A 17,212-nucleotide genomic window follows, 5' to 3' on the forward strand; every position below is an offset into this window, starting at 1 on the left:
TCACTCGCACTGGCTATAGCTAGGGGCGTGTCACCGTAAGGCTCCGTCCGGACGGGCGGGGAGCGGCCCCCCTACCTCCCCGCCGTAGACTTAGCAGGGAGCTTGAGCCTTGCCAGACGTCCAGTTCAGGCGGGCTCCACCCGCCAAGGGCGGCGGAGTTGGACTTTCCCACGGCTCCGGCCATCGCAGGCTCTCCAATGAGCGGAAGGCTCTGTCTCGCTTTGTGAGCGGTGGAATCCCCTCCCGAAGGACGTGGGCCAGATGAGCCACCATGTGAGCCAGGTGCCCATCAGTGACATCACACGGGCCACTTCGACTGTGCGCTGGATTCTCCCCCATGTGGCCGCTTCGACTGTGCGCTGGTTTCTCCCCCTCGGCATAGCAATGGCCGTAGTCGCTCTTCTGATTGGCCTCGTCTGGTGGGACTCGCGCCGTCGGTCTCGAGCACGACATCAGGGACCACGGGCCAAGCGTTCCTCCCGAAGCCAGCGGCTGAGGGATGCAGATGATTTCGGGGAAGACCCCAGCCCAAATGAGCTCAACCGGCCCTCTTCGCCAAGGGGCACACACAAGGATGACAACGGTGGGGCTTTTGGCAGTGGCGGACCCAGCGGCTGACGGGTCGGCGACATGGTGGCACTTGCCGAGATCATCGCGCCTCGCCTGCCCAGAGACGTAACAAAGCCCTACCTACCAGAGCTGTTCCGGGTTTCTCCACCGCATCAGGGCTCCCCGTTCCGCTCGTCGCGCGCTCCCCGGCTCAGCGCCGGTCGCGCAACTAGATCGAGAGAACCTGGACGAAGGGGAACGGCAGACACAAGACATGCCTCCGGCGGGGGCGCTCAGACTCCGGGATGGACGGGGCGCCGTTCGCGAGTGCCGGCGGATTCGTGGTGAGCGTCGTGGGCTCCCATCCCGACCGGCGACAGCTCAGCAGCAGGTCACAGCGTCGATCGATGATGTGACCGCAGGTCGGAGACCCGGCGTGTCACTTCTTCGGCTCCTGACCCGCCGGACACCCGCCCCGGAGCCTTCCCGGCCTCGCCGCTTACGGCCGCACAGCGCACTCCAGAAGTGAGCACTGTGCGGGCGTAAGCTGTTTTCATGGACGAGAGCACTCCGCGGGACGGCGACGAAAGCCTGCCCTTCGACGTGTTCTCCCGGCAGTGCCCCTCGCGCGGCACGCTGGAACATGTCACCGGACGCTGGGGCAGCCTGACGCTGACCGCGCTCCACGATTCCGGTGCCCGCTTCAACGAGTTGCGGCGCAGGGTCGACGGGGTGAGCGAGAAGATGCTTTCCCAGACGCTTCACGCACTGGAGCGGGACGGCCTCGTCCACCGGGAGGCGCAGCCCACCAATCCGCCGCGTGTCGACTACGAGCTGACCTCGCTGGGACGCGAGGTCGCCGGTCGGCTGCGCGGGCTGATCCAGCTCGTCGAGGGCCGGATGCCCGAGGTGCTGGACGCCCAAAGCCGTTACGACGAGGCCCGCGAGAGCTGAGCGCTGTCCGGCTTGATCGGCCCGGACGCCGCTCAGGGCCGCGGCGGCCGCTGGCAGCGCGGACAGAAGTAGCTGGAGCGGTTCATCCACGGGCGGCGGCGCATCGGCGTAGCGCAGCGGTGGCAGGGCTCGCCCTCGCGCCCGTAGGCGTCGAGCGACCGGTCGAAGTAGCCCGACTCGCCGTTCACATTGACGTAGAGGCTGTCGAAGCTGGTGCCGCCCTGGTCGAGCGCCGCATTCATCACGTCGCGGACATGACCGAGCAGCTCGGCCGACCTGGGCCGGGTCAGCGTCGCGGTGGGCCGGTCGTAGTGCAGCTTCGTGCGCCAGAGCGCCTCGTCCGCGTAGATGTTGCCGACGCCGCTGATCAGCGACTGGTCGAGCAGGGCGCGCTTGACCGTCGTACGGCGCAGCCGCAGCGCGGTGTGGAACGCGGCGTCGTCGAACGCCGGGTCCAGGGGGTCGCGGGCGATGTGCGCGATGGTGTCGGGCAGCCCGTCGGGGGTGTTCTCGTGGAGCGAGAGCCCGCCGAAGGTCCGCTGATCGACGAAACGCAGCTCGGTGCCGAGGGTGTCGTCGAAGCGGATCCGGATCCGCAGGTGCTTCTCGTCGGGGGCGTCCTGCGGCTGCACGAGCAGCTGGCCGCTCATGCCGAGGTGGCCGAGGAGCGAGGAGGACACCTCGTCCAGCGGCACCCAGAGATACTTGCCGCGGCGCATGGCCCTACCGAAGCGGCTGCCGCTGAGCCGGGCCGCGAAGTCCGTGGAGCCCGCGATATGGCGGCGGACCGCGCGCGGGTGCAGGACCTCGACGTCGGCGACCGTACGGCCGGTGATCCAGCGGTCCAGACCGCGCCGTACGACTTCGACCTCGGGCAGCTCGGGCACGGTGCAGCTCCTTCAGTTCCTTCGGAACAAGGTTACGTACCTGTCTTTGATTCCGGACACGGCAAACCCCCCGGTGCACAAGGCACCGAGGGGTCGACGCGTCAGGCCGGAGCGACGTCCGTGGACGGCGACGGGTCGGCAGGGGTGTCGGCGGACCCTCCGTCGGCGGCGGCCTTGGCCGCAGCTTCCCGTTCCTCCGCGGCGGCGCTGATCTCGCGCCAGGCGGACTCGGCCGCCTGCTGCTCCGCTTCCTTCTTGCTACGGCCGGTGCCGGTGCCGTACGAGACACCACCGACGCGAGCAGCAGCAGTAAAGGTCTTCTCGTGGTCCGGGCCGGTCTCCGTGACGAGGTACTCGGGGACTCCGAGGCTCTCGCTCGCGGTGAGTTCCTGGAGACTGGTCTTCCAGTCCAGGCCGGCGCCGAGGTTGGAGGACCTGTCGATCAGCGGGTCGAAGAGCCGGTGGACCAGCTCCGAGGCCGCACTGAGGCCCTGGTCGAGATAGACCGCGCCGATCACCGCTTCAAGGGTGTCGGCGAGGATGGACGCCTTGTCCCTGCCGCCCGTGCCCTCTTCGCCCCGGCCGAGCCGGATGAAGGAGCCGAGTTCGAGGCCGCGGCCCACTTCAGCAAGTGCACGCGAGTTGACCACCGCGGCCCGCAACTTGGCCAGCTGGCCTTCGGGCAGGTCGGGGTGGGTGCGGTACAGCGTGTCCGTGACCACCAGACCGAGCACCGAATCCCCGAGGAATTCGAGCCGCTCGTTGGTGGGCAGACCGCCGTTCTCGTATGCGTACGAGCGGTGGGTCAGCGCACGCACCAGAAGGGCGGACTCGAGCTGATACCCGAGCCGCCCTTCCAGAAGCGTGTGGGACGAGGCTGTGTTGACGTTGTCTGCCTGCTTCTTGGCGTGGGACAACTCAGACATCGGGCCTCTCACCAGCCGCTCAGACCTCGAGGACCTGGCGCTTGTTGTACGTGCCGCAGCTCGGGCACGCGATGTGCTGCAGCTTCGGCTCCTGGCAACGCTCGCACGAAACCAGAGTGGGGACCGCAGCCTTCCACTGCGACCGGCGGTGGCGCGTGTTGCTGCGCGACATCTTCCGCTTCGGAACAGCCACGGCTACTTCTCCTGCTTCTCGTCGACGCCCGCTTCGGCGCCGCCCATGTTGTCCTTCTCGCCGTCCGAAACGGTCTCGGCGAGTCCTTGCAATGCCGCCCAACGAATGTCGACGGCATCGTGGTGGTGACCGGGGTTCTCGTCCAGCCTGATTCCGCATTCGGAACACAGACCGGCACAGGACTCCCGGCACACCGGCTGCATCGGCAGTGCGAGCACCACCGCATCGCGCAGCACCGGCTCGAGGTCGAACAGGCCGTCCTCGATGAAGAGCCTGTCCTCGTCGTCCTCGGCGTCGTCGGCCGGCTCCGCTTTGATGCGGCCCCGGTCATCGGCGTCAGGGTACGAGAACATCTCCTGGAAGTCCGCCGCAACCTCTTGGCGCAGCGGCTCCAGACACCTTACGCACTCCCCCTCGGCCGACGCACGGGCGGTGCCTGTGACAAGCACCCCTTCCATGACCGATTCGAGGCGGAGGTCCAGCTCCACGGGTGCGCTCTCCGGCACACCGATGACCCCGTCGATACCGAGGTCCTTGGGGGCGTCCACCGAGCGGGTCAGCCGCAGAAGGGCACCGGGACGCCGACCCAGCTCGTGCGTATCGAACACGAGAGGGTTTCGGTGGTCGAGGTGGCCGTTCAGGGCTTTTCCTGCTTTCGAAATCGTATGCATGGCGCATCACGCACCACGGGAGGGGCCGACCGGTTCGGAGTCGAAGCGGACAGCCGGGATCGCAGTCCTACGCGCGACCGAAGAACCAGGATACTGGACGCGTCACCCTGCTCCCAACCGGGTCCGATTCCGGACCCGAGCCGACCGGAATCGGTCAGCGCTCCTGCTCGTACCGGCGGAGCTGGTCGAGGTCGATCATGCTGGTGTCGAACAGGCTGGTCTCGTCGAGGGCGCTCTCGCCCTGCTGGTGGAGCCCCTGCTGCGGGAGGGGCTGGTGCTGCCAGCTGTCGTACCCCTGTGCCTGGCCCTGGTCGTAGCCCTGAGCCTGCGGCTGTGCCTGGCCCTGGTCGTAGCCCTGAGCCTGCGGCTGTGCGTGGCCCTGGTCGTAGCCCTGCTGCTGATACGCGGCGTACGGGTCGGGCTGCTGCTGGTAGCCGTACATGTCCTGCTGGGGCTGCTCCTGGTACGCGTACGTCTCCGCGTAGCTCGGCTGGGCCTGCGCCGGGAAGTGCGGTTGGACCTGCTGGGGCACCGGCTGCGGCTCCGGGGTGGCGAGCTCGGCGAGACCGGCCCAGTGGTCCTCGTCGCTGGTGTGGCCCTGGCTGCCCGCGGCGTCCTGGGCGGCCATGTGCGCGCCGAGCTCGTCGGTGGCGACCCGGCCGTGCAGCTTCTGCCGGCCGCGGCCGACCGCCTCCAGGGTCTTGGCCAGCACGGCCTCGAAGGCGCCGAGCTTGGTGTCGACGTATTCGTCGGCGCGGCGCTGCAGCGTGGCGGGGTCGGTGCTGCGCTCCGGGGCCTCGGCGAAGTCCGGGTCCTCGTAACCCTGCTCGTCGAAGGCCTGGCCGCGGCCGAGGAGCTTCTCGCGGCCCCGGTCGACGGAGCCGATGGTCTTGGTGAGGACGACCTCGAAGTTGGCGAGCTTGCTGTCGACGTACTCGTCGGCCTCGGCGCGGACCTCGTCGGCCTCCCGGCGGGCCTCGTCGAGGATGCGGTCGGCCTCGGACTGGGACTGCCGGGCGATCTCGGTGTCGGAGACCAGTGAGCCACGCTGGGCGTGGGCCGACTCGATGATCCGCTCGGCCTCCTGGCGGGCCTGCTCGACCAGCTGCTCCCGGCCGCCGAGGAGCTCCTGGGCGTGGGCGAGCGAGCCGGGGAGGGCCTCACGTACCTCTTCGAGCATCGCGAGCAGCTCGGCGCGGTTGACCACGCACGACGCCGACATGGGCATGGACCGGGCGTTCCCGACCGCTTCGACGATCTCGTCGAGCTTCTTCTGCACGTCCACCGTGTGCTCGCCACTCTCTACTGCTGATTGGAGACGGACGGAACGACTGTACGGCCAGTCGGCGCCCGTCCGACACCTGGTGACGGGCTGTCAGTGGTTCACTGCTGGGCGAGCCGGTCCACGAGCGCCCGGTGGACCAGCGGCGGCAGCAGGTGCGAGACGTCGCCGCCCCAGGTCGCGACCTCCTTGACCAGGGAGGACGACAGGAAGCTGTACGTGGGGTTGGTCGGCACGAAGAGCGTTTCGACGCCGGAGAGGCCGTTGTTCATCTGAGCCATCTGCAGCTCGTAGTCGAAGTCGCTGACGGCCCGCAGGCCCTTCACGATGGCCGGGATGTCGCGCTGCTTGCAGAAGTCGACCAGGAGGCCGTGGAAGGACTCGACCTGAACGTTGCCGAAGTCGGCGGTGACCTGGCGGATCAGTTCGATCCGCTCGTCGACCGTGAACAGGCCCTTCTTGGACTGGTTGATCATCACCGCCACATGTACGACGTCGTACAGCTTCGAGGCGCGGCCAATGATGTCGAGGTGTCCATTGGTGATGGGGTCGAACGACCCCGGACAGACGGCGCGGCGCAACTTGAGTCCCTCGCTCTCCGGTGCGGTCATCGTGCGTCTTCGCACGTAGAGGCGGCGCGACCGTACCAAAGCGTTCCCTCGCCGTAGCGACGGGCCCGCAGTGGCTCGAATCCCTTGGGCCAGTTGAATTCTCCGCCTCTGGTGCTCCGCTCCACGGTGACGAGCGCAACGTCCGTGAGCCAGCCCTGGGCACGGAGTGTGAGCAGTATCTCGCCAAGATCGTCGTCGGTGACGGCGTACGGCGGGTCCAGGAAGACCACGTCGTACGGGTCCACGGGCGCCGGTCCTGTCACGATCTGTTCGGCTTTGCCGGTACGGACTTCGGCGCCGGGCAGACCGAGCGTACGGACGTTGTCCCGGACCGTGCGGACGGCCCTGGTGTCTGCCTCGACGAGCAGGGCGTGGACCGCGCCGCGGGAGAGTGCTTCGAGGCCGACGGCGCCGGAACCCGCGTACAGATCCGCGATGCGGATGCCCTCCAGGGTGCCGAGGAGCGCCTCCCAGGTGGAGAAGAGGCCCTCGCGTGCGCGGTCGGAGGTGGGGCGGGTGCCGGTGCCGGGCGGGACGGCCAGGCGGCGTCCGCCGGCCGAGCCGGCGATCACGCGGGTCATGAGTGTCTGATCCTCGGGTCGGGGTGGCCCGCCGGGGTGGGGCGGGCGCCGTGCGTCCCACGATATGGCTTCGGACCCGTTCGGGCCCGGGGGCCCCGGTGGACACGTGGGTCTCGTCCCTCCCCCGTCCTCAGCCGTTGTCGTCCGTCCTGTGCCCGGCTGCCGTCTCCCCCTGCGCCAGCCCTTGTGCTCAGCCCTTGTCGAGGTACTCCTCGCGCTCCTTGTCGAGCAGCGCGTCCAGGGCGGTGCGCAGCTCGGGCAGGTGTGTCAGCTCCGGGTCGGCGGAGACGACGGCGACGGCCTCCTCACGGGCGGCGGCGATGACCTCCTCGTCGTCGATGACGGTGAGCATCCGCAAGGAGGAACGGACACCGGACTGGGCCTGGCCGAGGACATCGCCCTCACGGCGCTGTTCGAGGTCGATCCGGGACAGCTCGAAGCCGTCGAGGGTGGCGGCGACGGAGGACAGGCGGGCCCGGGCGGGGCTCGCCTCGTGCGCCTCGCTGACCAGCAGGCAGAGGCCGGCGGCGGAGCCACGGCCGACGCGGCCGCGCAGCTGGTGGAGCTGGGAGACGCCGAACCGGTCGGCGTCCATGATCACCATCGCGGTGGCATTGGGGACGTTCACCCCGACCTCGATGACGGTCGTCGCGACGAGGACGTCGACCTGGCCCGCGGCGAAGCGGCGCATCACGTCGTCCTTGTCGTCGGGGTTCATCCTGCCGTGCAGCACCGCGATGCGCAGACCGTCGAGGGCGCCCTTGGTGAGCTGCTCGGCGATCTCCAGCACGGCGAGCGGCGGCCGCTTGTCGCCGTCGTCCTCGGGCGACGGCTTCTTGCCCTTCTTCTTCTCGGTCTCGTCGTCGGCGTCGTCACCGATCCGGGGACATACGACATACGCCTGATGGCCGTTCTCGACCTCCTCGCGGACCCGCTCCCAGGCGCGGGTGAGGAAGTGCGGCTTGTCCTTGGCGGGGACGACATGGCTGGCGATCGGCGAGCGACCGGCCGGCAGCTGGTCCAGGACGGACGTCTCCAGGTCACCGAAGACGGTCATGGCGACGGTACGGGGAATGGGTGTGGCAGTCATGACCAGCAGGTGCGGCGGCTGCTTGCCCTTGGACCGCAGGGCGTCGCGCTGCTCGACACCGAAGCGGTGCTGCTCGTCGACGACGACCAGCCCCAGGTCGTGGAACTGCACCTTGTCCTCGATCAGCGCATGCGTGCCGATCACGATCCCGGCCTCGCCGGTGACCAGGTCCAGCAGCGCCTGACGGCGGGCCGCCATCCCCATGGAGCCGGTGAGCAGCACCACCTTCGTACCGAGGTCGGAGCCGCCCAGCATCCCTCCCTCGGCCAGCTCGCCCATCATTTCCGTGATGGACCGGTGATGCTGCTGGGCCAGCACCTCGGTGGGGGCGAGCATCGCGGCCTGTCCGCCCGCGTCGACGACGGCGAGCATGGCGCGCAGCGCGACCAGCGTCTTCCCGGAACCGACCTCGCCCTGCAGCAGTCGGTGCATCGGGTGCTCGGTCGCCAGGTCGTCGAAGATCTCCTTGGAGACCTTCTCCTGGCCCTCGGTGAGGGTGAACGGCAGCTTGGCGTCAAATGTGTCGAGCAGTCCGCCGTGGGCAGGGATCCGTGCCACCGCCGGAAGCTGGGTGTCCGCGTACCGGCGGCGGGCGAGCGCGACCTGGAGGACGAACGCCTCGTCCCATTTCAGCCGGTCCCTGGCGTCGGCGATGTCCGCCTTGGTCTGCGGGCGGTGGATCTTCAGCAGCGCCTCGGGCAGCGGGGTGAAGCCACGCCCCTCGCGCAGCGACGACGGCAGCGGGTCGACGGCGTCCCGGGCGCTGGGGAGCACGGTGTCGACCGCCTTGGCGATCCGCCAGGAGTCGAGCTGCTTGCAGGCCGGATAGATGGGCAGCAGCCGCCCGGCGAAGGCGTCCACCGCCTCCGTGGCCTCGTCGGCGTCCGTGGCGTCGAGCAGCTGGTAGGTGGGGTGGGCAAGCTGCATCTTCCGGTTGAAGACGGAGACCTTGCCCGCGAACATCGCCCGGCGTCCGGGCAGCAGCTCCTTGTGCGGCTTGTGCACGCCGTGGCCGAAGAAGACCAGCTGGAGCCGGCCGCTGCCGTCGGTGAGGGTTACCTCCAGGCGTTTGCCCCGGCCGTTGTTGAACATCATGATCCGGGCGTCGGCGACCTGGGCGACGACGGTCACATGCTCGTCCAGCGGGAGGTCGGCCAGCGCGGTCAGCTTGCCGCGCTCCTCGTACCGCCGCGGGTAGTGGTGCAGCAGATCACCGACCGTGTGCAGGTCGAGGTGTTCGGCCATCACCTTCGCGGTGGCACCGCCGAGCAGCTTCTTGAGGGGTTCGTCGAACGCAGACACGCGATCCATTGCACACCACACCACTGACAGAAGTCGCCCGCACCACCGGAATCCCCTGGTCACAAACGTCTTCGCACCCCTAGGATCGGGCCCCCGCTCCTCGCTCGCGATCACCGCCACGGGATCGCCCGACCCGCGCCGTCGCCCGTCCCCCCACCGGCGCTGCGACGATGACATCTGAGAACTCAGCGAACTCCGCGTCCCCCGATCCGTCCTCCGGATCCTCCTCCGAGTGCTCCTCGGACCGGTCGCCGCACACCTTCCAGGTGGACCTGCGCGGACTGGTCGATCTCCTCTCCCATCACCTCTACTCCTCGCCCCGTGTCTACCTCCGCGAGCTGCTGCAGAACGCCGTGGACGCGATCACGGCCCGGCGCGCCGAACAGCCGGACGCGCCCGCCCTGGTGCGGCTGTACGCCTCCGGGGGGCGACTGCGGATCGAGGACAGCGGGATCGGTCTGACCGAGGCCGATGTGCACAGTCTGCTCGCGACGATCGGCCGCAGCTCCAAGCGCGACGGTGCACAGGGGCTGGCCTCGGCGCGCGCCGAGTTCCTCGGCCAGTTCGGCATCGGGCTGCTGGCGTGCTTCGTCGTCGCGGCCGAGATCAGGGTCGTCAGCCGGTCGGCCCGCACGCCCGGGGCGCCGCCCGTCGAGTGGTGCGCCCGCGACGACGGTTCGTACACCGTCCGCACGCTCCCGGACAGCGCCCGCGCCGAGCCGGGCACCACCGTGCATCTGGTCGCCCGCCCGGGCAGCGCGGACTGGCTCGCCGAGGAGCGGGTCCTCGCGCTCGCCCGCGACTTCGGTTCGCTCCTCCCGTACGACGTGCGGGTCGGTGACGCCGCGGTCACCGCGCTTCCGGCGCCGTGGGACCGTCCGTATCCGAGCCCGGCGGGGCGGCGGGTGGCGCTCGCCCGTCACTGCCATGAGCAGTTCGGGTTCTCGCCGCTCGACGCGATCGATCTGGATCTGCCGCTCGCCGGGATCCGCGGTGTCGCGTACGTCCTGCCATCGGCCGTGAGTCCGGCGCAGCGTGCGGGCCACCGGGTGCATCTGAAGGGGATGCTGCTGACCGACCGGGCCGATGAACTGCTGCCCGACTGGGCGTTCTTCGTGCGGTGCGTCATCGACACGGACAGTCTGCGGCCCACCGCGTCGCGGGAGGCGCTGTACGCGGACGAGACCCTCGCCGCCGTACGGGAGGCGCTCGGCGAGCGGATCAGTCAGTGGCTGACCGGGCTTGCCGCGGGTGATCCGGAGCGGCTGGCGGAGTTCCTGTCCGTGCACCACCTGGGAGTGAAGTCCCTGGCCCGGCACGACAGCGCCATGCTGCGGACGATGCTGCCGTGGCTGCCGTTCGAGACGACGGACGGCCGGTTGTCGCTGGAGGAGTTCGCCCGGCGCCATCCGGTGGTGCACTTCACCCGGACCGTGGAGGAGTACCGACAGGTCGCACCGATCGCGTCCGCGCAGGGCATCGGGGTGGTCAACGGCGGCTATACGTACGACACCGAGCTGGTCGAACAGTTGCCGTCGGTCCGGCCGGGAACGGCGGTCGCGGAGCTGGACGCCGATACCGTCACCGCGCATCTGGACACGGTCGATCCGGCCCAGGAGCTGGCGCTCGGCGGCTTCCTGGCCGCTGCCCGCGCCAGGCTCGACCCGCTGGGCTGCGACGTGGCGCTGCGCGCCTTCCATCCGCTGACCGTGCCCGCACTCCATCTCGACGACCGTTCGGTCCGCCATGAGCAGGCCCGCGCCGACGCGGAGGAGCAGGCCGACGACCTGTGGGCGGGGATCCTCGGGTCGCTGCGCGGGAGTGCGCCGCGCGCCCGGCTCGTACTGAACCATCTCAATCCGCTGATCCGCCGGATCGGTTCGCTGGACACCCCGGAGCTGGCGGCCACCGCCACGGAGGCGCTGTACGGGCAGGCGCTGCTGATGGCGCAGCGGCCGCTGCGACCCGCCGATTCGGCGCTGCTGAACCGGGCGTTCATCGGGCTGCTGGAGTGGGCCACTCACCCGGCCCCGGAGCAGGCGCAGAGCCCCGACCGTCCGCAGGAGGACGACCGATGAGCCTCGACATCGCGACGATCCGGCAGGCCCTGCGGGACAACTACGAGGAGCCGGAGGGGCCGGCCCGCAACGCCCGTGCGGAGCGGCTGCTGACCGAGGCCGAAGGGACCGGGGACGCGCCGCTCCTCGTCGAGGCGCTCGCCAACCAGCTGCAGGCGTACAACTACAGCTCGGAGAAGGACAAGATGTTCGTCCCCTTCGCGCGCCTGCTGCGCATGTGGGACGAACAGCCCGGAAGCTTCGACCAGGTCATGACCCACCACCTCTTCTGGATGTTCAAGTGGGTCTCCAGTTCCATGATCCATCAGCCGCACATACCGCTCGCCTCCATCGAGAAGTGGCAGGGTGAGATGGCGCACCGCTACCGGCTCGCCGGGCATTCCGAACGGGCCGTGCGCCAGGGCGAGCTGCAGATCGCCCGCCATCTCGGCGATCTGGAGCGGGCCGAGCGGGCGTACACCGCCTGGCAGGCGGCCGACCGGGACCGGATGGCCAACTGCCACGCCTGCGAACTGCACAGCCGGGGCGCCTGGCAGGTGCACCGCGGGCTGGACGAGGAGGCGCTTCACACCTGGCGGCCGGTCCTCGACGGGGAGCACACCTGCGCCCATGAGCCCCATGCCGTGCTGGCGGCCTCGCTGCTTCCGCTGCTGCGCACCGGTCGCGCCGAGCAGGCCCGCGGCCACCATCTGCGCGGGTACCGGATGATCCGCCCGATGGAGTCCATGCGGGACTCCGTGGCGCTGCACATCGAGTTCTGCGCGCTGACCGGCAATGAGGCGCGGGCCCTGGAGATCCTCGCCGAGCGGCCCGCGTACTTCACCGCCGCCGGGAACCCCGACTCCCTGATGGACTTCCTGGCCGTCACGGCTCTGCTGATGGACCGGCTGACCGCGCTGGGCCACGGCGGCCAGTCCGTGCCCGGGCCCGCCGGCACGGACCGGACCGCGCGCTCGCTGGCCGGTCACGCCCGTGAGCAGGCGCTCGCACTCGCCGCCCGTTTCGACGAGCGCAACGGCAATTCGCAGGTCAGCGACGTGGTGCGGGAGCGTCTGGCCCAGCAGCCGCTGCTGGACCGGCTGCCGCTCGGCCTACGGGCTCCGCGGCCGGCCGCGGCGGCCCGGAAGTCGGCCGCGGAGCCGAGGACCGCCGTGGACTCGCCGCTCGACCTTGCCGGGCTCCTCGCCGAGGCCCGCCGCCTCTCCGATGCCCAGCACCCGGACGCCGGGCCCGCCTGGCAGGCCGCCGCCCGTGCGGCCGAAGGATCGACGGGGCTCGCGGACCACGACCGGGCCTGCATCGACGACCATCGGGCGAGGGACGGGGCCCTTGCGCCGGCCGTGGCGCGGGGACTGTTCCTGTCCGCGGCCGAGCTGTACGGGGCGGCGGGTGTCCCGGGCGAGGCCGTTGCCGCGGCGGCCCGGGGCGCGTACGCCCGCTCGCTGGAGGCCGAGCACGCGGCCGCGGCCCTCGCCGAGGCAGCGGTCCTCGTGGACCGCGCCCTCGCCCTGCACGCGGCGGGCCGGGCCACCGGCCGCCAGGCCTGCGGCGTGCTGGTCTGCCGGGCCCGGATCCTCAATCAGTTGGTGCTCGGTGCCCCGGACGAGCCGTCTGCCGAGACCGCGGTCGACGCTCTCGAGCAGGGGGTACGGGAGCTGCTCGCCTTCACCGAACCGCTGGGCGCGCAGGCCGGGGTGGCCACCGGGACTGCGGAGGCGTTGGGGTTCCTCGGCGACATCGCGGCGTACCGGGGCGACGGGCCCGGAGCGGGCGAGCTGTATGCGCGGGCCGCCGCCGAGACCGACGCGGCCGGACTGCCCTGGTACTCCGTCGCGTACGAGACCAAGGCCGCGCGGATCGCGGTCGAACTGCAGGACCACGCCACGGCCGAACGCGCCGCCCGCGCGGCCCTGGAGCACGGGGCATTCGTACCCGCGCCGGGCCGCGCACGACTTCATCTGCAGCTCGCCGAAGTCCTGGGCGGCATCGGGGAGTTCGCCGAGGCGTCCGAGCAGGCGCTCGATGCCGCGCACTGGGCGGACGAGGCGGGCGAGAGCGACGGCCTGGGGGTCCATGCCCGGCATCTGCTCGGCGGCTGGCTGCTGCAGCTGGGGCGGGCGGCGGAGGCGGCAGCCGTACTGGAGGCCGTGCTGCCCGACGTCACGGCCGAGGACCACGGCGACGGCATGGTCGTCCAGACACTGTGGTGGCTCGGTGACGCGCTGACCGCGCTCGGCGAGCCGCGGGAGGCGGCGGGACACTGGCTGAAGGCGGCGGACATCGCGAGGACCTGGCCCGAACAGCGCGATCACGCGATGCTCGCCAACCTCGCCGGGCAGGCGCTGTACCAGGCAGAGCTCAACTCCCAGGCGGAAAAGGCGTATGCGCGGGCCGGGGAGCTGTGGCGGCAGCTGAGCGACGTCCACGCGCTGGTGAGAACGCTGCGGGTACGGGCCTGGATCGCGGTCCGTGAGGGGCAGCCGGGGCCGGCTGCGGCGCGGGCGTTCATGGCTGCGGCGGAGCGCGAGTGCGAGGCGGCGCTGGTGGCCGCGGAGCCGGAACAGGTGCCCGGGCTGCGGGCGGAACTCGCCGACACCCACCGCCAGACCGGCGAACTGATCGCCAACGCGTGCGAGGGCGAGCCGGACCAGGACGACGACGGAAGCGCGCGTTCGGCGTACGAGGAAGCGCTCGCCCAGGTCGACCGGGCTGTCATCGGCTTCACCGAGGCCGGCCCGGACTTCCTGGGCCGGCGGACGGCGGCGGAACTGGTGGCCGCCTGGCTGGAGGCGGATCTGGGCCGCCGCGACGGGGCACGGGCGCGGGCGCGGGGCGTGCTTGCGGTGTACGAGGGGGCCGGGACGGAGGCGGACGACACGGTGCATGCGCGGCGGGCGGAGGCGGAATCGGTACTCGGGTACGTGGACCGTGCGCCGCACAAGTAGGGGCCAGGCCCGCCCGGTGGCCGTTCTGTCCGCAATCGGCGGACGGGCTGGATTTCGTTGCCCGGTGGACAGTCGGCCGGTCCTTCAAGCCCGTCCGGCGATCGGGACAACGCTTCACGGGCGGCGCCGCCCGTACCCGCCCTACTCCACGCCGATCAGCAGCGGCGTTCCCTGTCCGCCGCCCCGGTACACCACCGTGTCCACCGCCAGATAGCCCTCCCGCACATGCTCCTCCAGGGCATCGGCCAAGGCGTCCGGTACGTCCTCGCCCAGCACCAGAGTGACGAGTTCGCCGCCCGCCGCCAGCATCCGGTCGATCACCGCCCGGGCCGTGCCGGGGATGTCCTCGCCGATGACCGCCACGTCGCCTTCGATCAGGCCCAGGATGTCGCCGGCCTGGCAGATGCCCGCCATGGTCCAGGACTGCCGTTCGGCGACGGCCAGTTCGCCGTAGCGGGTGGCACCGGCCGCAGCGGTCATCGCTACCACGTCCTCGTCGAAGCTGCGGTCCGGTTCGTGGACGGCGAGCGCGGCAATGCCCTGGACGGCGGCCCGGGTCGGGATGAGGGCGACCCGGATGCCCTCGGTGCGGGCCTGTTCGGCGGCGGCCGCCGCCGTGTGGCGCAGCTCGGCGTCGTTCGGCAGGAGAACCACCTCGCGGGCGTGCGCGCGGCGGATCGCGTCGACCAGTTCGCCGCTGGCCGGCGGCTCCCCGGGCCGGGCGAGCACGGTGGTCGCACCGGCCTCCGAGCAGAGGCCGGAGAGCCCGGGGCCGGGGACCACGACGACGACACCGCGCTGCGCGGGTTCGCCGTGGTGCTGGTGGACCCGGTCGGCGCCGAAATGGGTGATCCGGATCCGGTACGGCCGGCCGGCCTCGACCCCGGCCTCCACCGCCGCACCCGCGTCGTCGACATGGACGTGGACGTTCCACAGCCCGTCCCCGCCGACCACGACGAGCGAGTCACCGAGCCCGTCGAGCCGGGTCCGCAGCCGGTCGACCGCGTCGTCCCCGGCCTCCAGCAGATAGATCACCTCGAAGGCGGGGCCGCCGTCCTGCGGTCCGCCCGCAGCGCAGTCGTCGGCCGCGGCAGTGGTCACGGGGGCGATGTCGGGGGTCACCCAGGTGCCGTGTTCGGGTGCCTCCCCGGAGACCGCTTCGACGAGCGCCTCGAGGACGGTCACCAGGCCCCGTCCTCCGGCGTCCACGACGCCCGCCCGCCCGAGGACGGCCAGCTGTCCGGGGGTCGCGTCCAGCGCCGTGCGCGCCCCCTCGTACGCCGCCTGCACGACCGCCCGCGCACTCGGGTCACCCGCCGTGCGCCCGGCGGCCTCGGCGGCGGCGGTGGCCACCGTCAGCACGGTGCCCTCGACGGGGTGGGCGACGGCCTGCCTGGCTGCCGTCGCGGCCCGGGTCAGCGCGAGCCGCAGATGGTCCGAGTCGTGCCCGTCGGCCAGCACCCCCGCCATGCCGCGCAGCAGCTGCGCCAGGATCGTGCCGGAGTTCCCGCGGGCACCGATCAGCGCCCCGTGCGCCATGGCCCTTACGGCATCGGCGAGGGAGGGCACGGACGCGCCGGTCTCGTGCCCGGCGAAGACCGCTTCGACGGCTCCTGCCGCGGACTCCACCGTCAGATAGAGGTTGGTCCCGGTGTCCCCGTCCGCGACGGGATACACATTGATCGCGTCGATCGCCGCACGCTCCCGGCCCAGTGCCTCCAGGGCGAGCGAGCACCAGGTACGCACCGCGACGGCGTCCATGTCGTCGGCGGTCTGCGGCACGTGGTGTTCCTCCTGGAGAGCGGCCGGGGGCGGCTGGCTGAACCGCAGAGTAGTCCGGACCGGTGGGCCCGGCCGGGACAGGGCCGGGGCGGACGGCGGCGAAACCCATGGTAGTTTCGTTCCACCGACGCAGCCGTTGTATGCTGCTTCGGTTGCCCGATGAGAGTCGGGCCATTCCTCCGGTACCGCCACTTCAGTCAAATGATTCCGGCGCGCCGGAATTCACTGTAAGTGCACCTGAAGTCTTTGGAGTGACCCGTGGCTGCCAACTGCGACGTCTGCGGCAAGGGGCCGGGCTTCGGCAACAACATTTCGCACTCGCACCGCCGTACGTCCCGTCGCTGGAATCCCAACATCCAGCGCGTGCGTGCCGTGGTCGGTCGGACGCCGAAGCGGCTCAACGTCTGCACCTCGTGCATCAAGGCCGGCAAGGTCGCGCGCTGACGTTCCCGTCGTAGCGCAGCCTTCCGGTTGCCCAAAAAGCCGGTCCACCTCGGTGGACCGGCTTTTTGCTGTGCGCCGAGCTCCTACAGCCGCCACCCGTGGTCGACCGGGCCGATCCCGGCGCCCAGCGGGAAGCCTGCCGCGATCGCCCCGGTGACGTACTCCTTCGCCGCCCGTACCGCCGTCGGTACGTCCTGCCCCCGGGCCAGCCCGCAGGCGATCGCGGAGGCCAGGGTGCAGCCCGTGCCGTGGGTGTGCCGGTTGTCGTGCCGGGGGGCACGCAGCCAGTGCTCCTCGGTGCCGTCCGTGAGCAGGTCGACCGGTTCGCCGGGCAGATGCCCGCCCTTGATGACGACCCAGCGAGGCCCGTATCCGAGGATCTCCCCGGCGGCCCGCCGCATTCCGGGCTCGTCCGTGACGGTCACCCCGGTGAGCTGTGCCACCTCGTCCAGGTTGGGGGTCGCCACCGTCGCGACCGGCAGGAGCTTCTGCCGTACGGAATCGAGGGCCTCGGCGGCCAGCAGCGGATCACCGTGCTTGGAGACCCCGACCGGGTCGACGACGACCGGGGCGTCGGTCGCCGCGAGGAGTGCGGCGACGGTCTCCACGAGTGCGGCCGACGCCAGCATGCCGGTCTTCACCGCCTGGACCCCGATGTCGTCGACGACGCTGCGGTACTGGGCCCTGACAGCTTCCACGGGCAGCTCCCAAGCGCCCTGGACACCCAGCGAATTCTGCGCCGTCACTGCGGTGATCACGCTCATGCCGTGCACGCCGTGCGCCAGCATCGTCTTCAGATCGGCCTGAATGCCCGCACCGCCGCCGGAATCGGATCCGGCGACGGTGAGTACACGGGGTGGTACGAGTGGTGCGGCGGGGGATGCAGATATGGGCATGCCCCGAAATCTACTCCGGGC

General features: G+C 70.9%; 14 protein-coding genes. 4 read left to right on the top strand and 10 right to left on the bottom strand.

Going from position 1 to position 17,212, the window contains the following annotated elements; genetic code table 11:
- Window positions 1-1,104: 1,104 nt before the first annotated feature.
- Window positions 1,105-1,503, top strand: coding sequence for a winged helix-turn-helix transcriptional regulator (locus ACWCP8_RS18945; protein ID WP_352263130.1), 399 nt, complete (start codon window positions 1,105-1,107; stop codon window positions 1,501-1,503).
- A gap of 32 nt (window positions 1,504-1,535) precedes the next feature.
- Here the strand turns inward: ACWCP8_RS18945 and mutM are convergent, their stop codons facing one another.
- From mutM to recG, 8 genes are all read right to left on the bottom strand, one after another.
- Window positions 1,536-2,390, bottom strand: a complete 855-nt coding sequence (gene mutM / locus ACWCP8_RS18950) for a bifunctional DNA-formamidopyrimidine glycosylase/DNA-(apurinic or apyrimidinic site) lyase (RefSeq protein ID WP_352263128.1) — start codon at window positions 2,388-2,390, stop codon at window positions 1,536-1,538.
- A 101-nt stretch (window positions 2,391-2,491) separates the two neighbouring features.
- Window positions 2,492-3,316 carry a ribonuclease III gene (gene rnc, locus ACWCP8_RS18955; protein ID WP_352263126.1) on the bottom strand — a complete coding sequence of 275 codons (825 nt, stop codon included), beginning with the start codon at window positions 3,314-3,316 and terminating at the stop codon, window positions 2,492-2,494.
- A 19-nt stretch (window positions 3,317-3,335) separates the two neighbouring features.
- The gene (rpmF, locus tag ACWCP8_RS18960; RefSeq protein ID WP_003965982.1) at window positions 3,336-3,509 is read right to left on the bottom strand and encodes a 50S ribosomal protein L32; all 174 of its coding nucleotides are present in this window, start codon (window positions 3,507-3,509) and stop codon (window positions 3,336-3,338) included.
- A gap of 2 nt (window positions 3,510-3,511) precedes the next feature.
- Entirely contained in the window at window positions 3,512-4,180 is a 669-nt protein-coding gene (locus ACWCP8_RS18965; RefSeq protein WP_352263125.1) for a YceD family protein, read from the bottom strand.
- Between the two features lie 154 nt (window positions 4,181-4,334).
- On the bottom strand, window positions 4,335-5,465 hold the full coding sequence (locus ACWCP8_RS18970) for an ATP synthase F0 subunit B (protein WP_451117023.1): 1,131 nt from the start codon (window positions 5,463-5,465) through the stop codon (window positions 4,335-4,337).
- 98 nt (window positions 5,466-5,563) lie between these two features.
- On the bottom strand, window positions 5,564-6,043 hold the full coding sequence (gene coaD, locus ACWCP8_RS18975) for a pantetheine-phosphate adenylyltransferase (protein ID WP_277329857.1): 480 nt from the start codon (window positions 6,041-6,043) through the stop codon (window positions 5,564-5,566).
- A gap of 26 nt (window positions 6,044-6,069) precedes the next feature.
- Window positions 6,070-6,654 carry a 16S rRNA (guanine(966)-N(2))-methyltransferase RsmD gene (gene rsmD / locus ACWCP8_RS18980; RefSeq protein WP_451117025.1) on the bottom strand — a complete coding sequence of 195 codons (585 nt, stop codon included), beginning with the start codon at window positions 6,652-6,654 and terminating at the stop codon, window positions 6,070-6,072.
- A gap of 190 nt (window positions 6,655-6,844) precedes the next feature.
- The gene (gene recG / locus ACWCP8_RS18985) at window positions 6,845-9,055 is read right to left on the bottom strand and encodes an ATP-dependent DNA helicase RecG (RefSeq protein WP_352263121.1); all 2,211 of its coding nucleotides are present in this window, start codon (window positions 9,053-9,055) and stop codon (window positions 6,845-6,847) included.
- 161 nt (window positions 9,056-9,216) lie between these two features.
- Here recG and ACWCP8_RS18990 point away from each other — a divergent pair, with 161 nt between their 5' ends.
- Both ACWCP8_RS18990 and ACWCP8_RS18995 read left to right on the top strand, forming a co-directional pair.
- Window positions 9,217-11,124, top strand: a complete 1,908-nt coding sequence (locus tag ACWCP8_RS18990; protein ID WP_451117027.1) for an HSP90 family protein — start codon at window positions 9,217-9,219, stop codon at window positions 11,122-11,124.
- Complete coding sequence (locus ACWCP8_RS18995; RefSeq protein WP_451117029.1) at window positions 11,121-14,069, top strand: tetratricopeptide repeat protein; 2,949 nt, start codon at window positions 11,121-11,123, stop codon at window positions 14,067-14,069. The genes ACWCP8_RS18990 and ACWCP8_RS18995 overlap by 4 nt, the downstream gene beginning before the upstream one ends.
- 141 nt (window positions 14,070-14,210) lie before the next feature.
- Here ACWCP8_RS18995 and ACWCP8_RS19000 read toward each other — a convergent pair whose 3' ends face one another.
- Window positions 14,211-15,851, bottom strand: a complete 1,641-nt coding sequence (locus tag ACWCP8_RS19000; protein ID WP_451117031.1) for a DAK2 domain-containing protein — start codon at window positions 15,849-15,851, stop codon at window positions 14,211-14,213.
- A gap of 258 nt (window positions 15,852-16,109) precedes the next feature.
- On the opposite strand from ACWCP8_RS19000, the gene rpmB reads away from it, so the two are divergent.
- Window positions 16,110-16,295, top strand: a complete 186-nt coding sequence (gene rpmB, locus ACWCP8_RS19005; protein ID WP_030928661.1) for a 50S ribosomal protein L28 — start codon at window positions 16,110-16,112, stop codon at window positions 16,293-16,295.
- 83 nt (window positions 16,296-16,378) lie between these two features.
- On the opposite strand, the gene thiD is transcribed toward rpmB, so the two are convergent.
- The gene (gene thiD, locus ACWCP8_RS19010; RefSeq protein WP_352263114.1) at window positions 16,379-17,191 is read right to left on the bottom strand and encodes a bifunctional hydroxymethylpyrimidine kinase/phosphomethylpyrimidine kinase; all 813 of its coding nucleotides are present in this window, start codon (window positions 17,189-17,191) and stop codon (window positions 16,379-16,381) included.
- Window positions 17,192-17,212: the final 21 nt, after the last annotated feature.

The sequence above is a fragment of the Streptomyces sp. NPDC002206 genome (assembly GCF_053593595.1).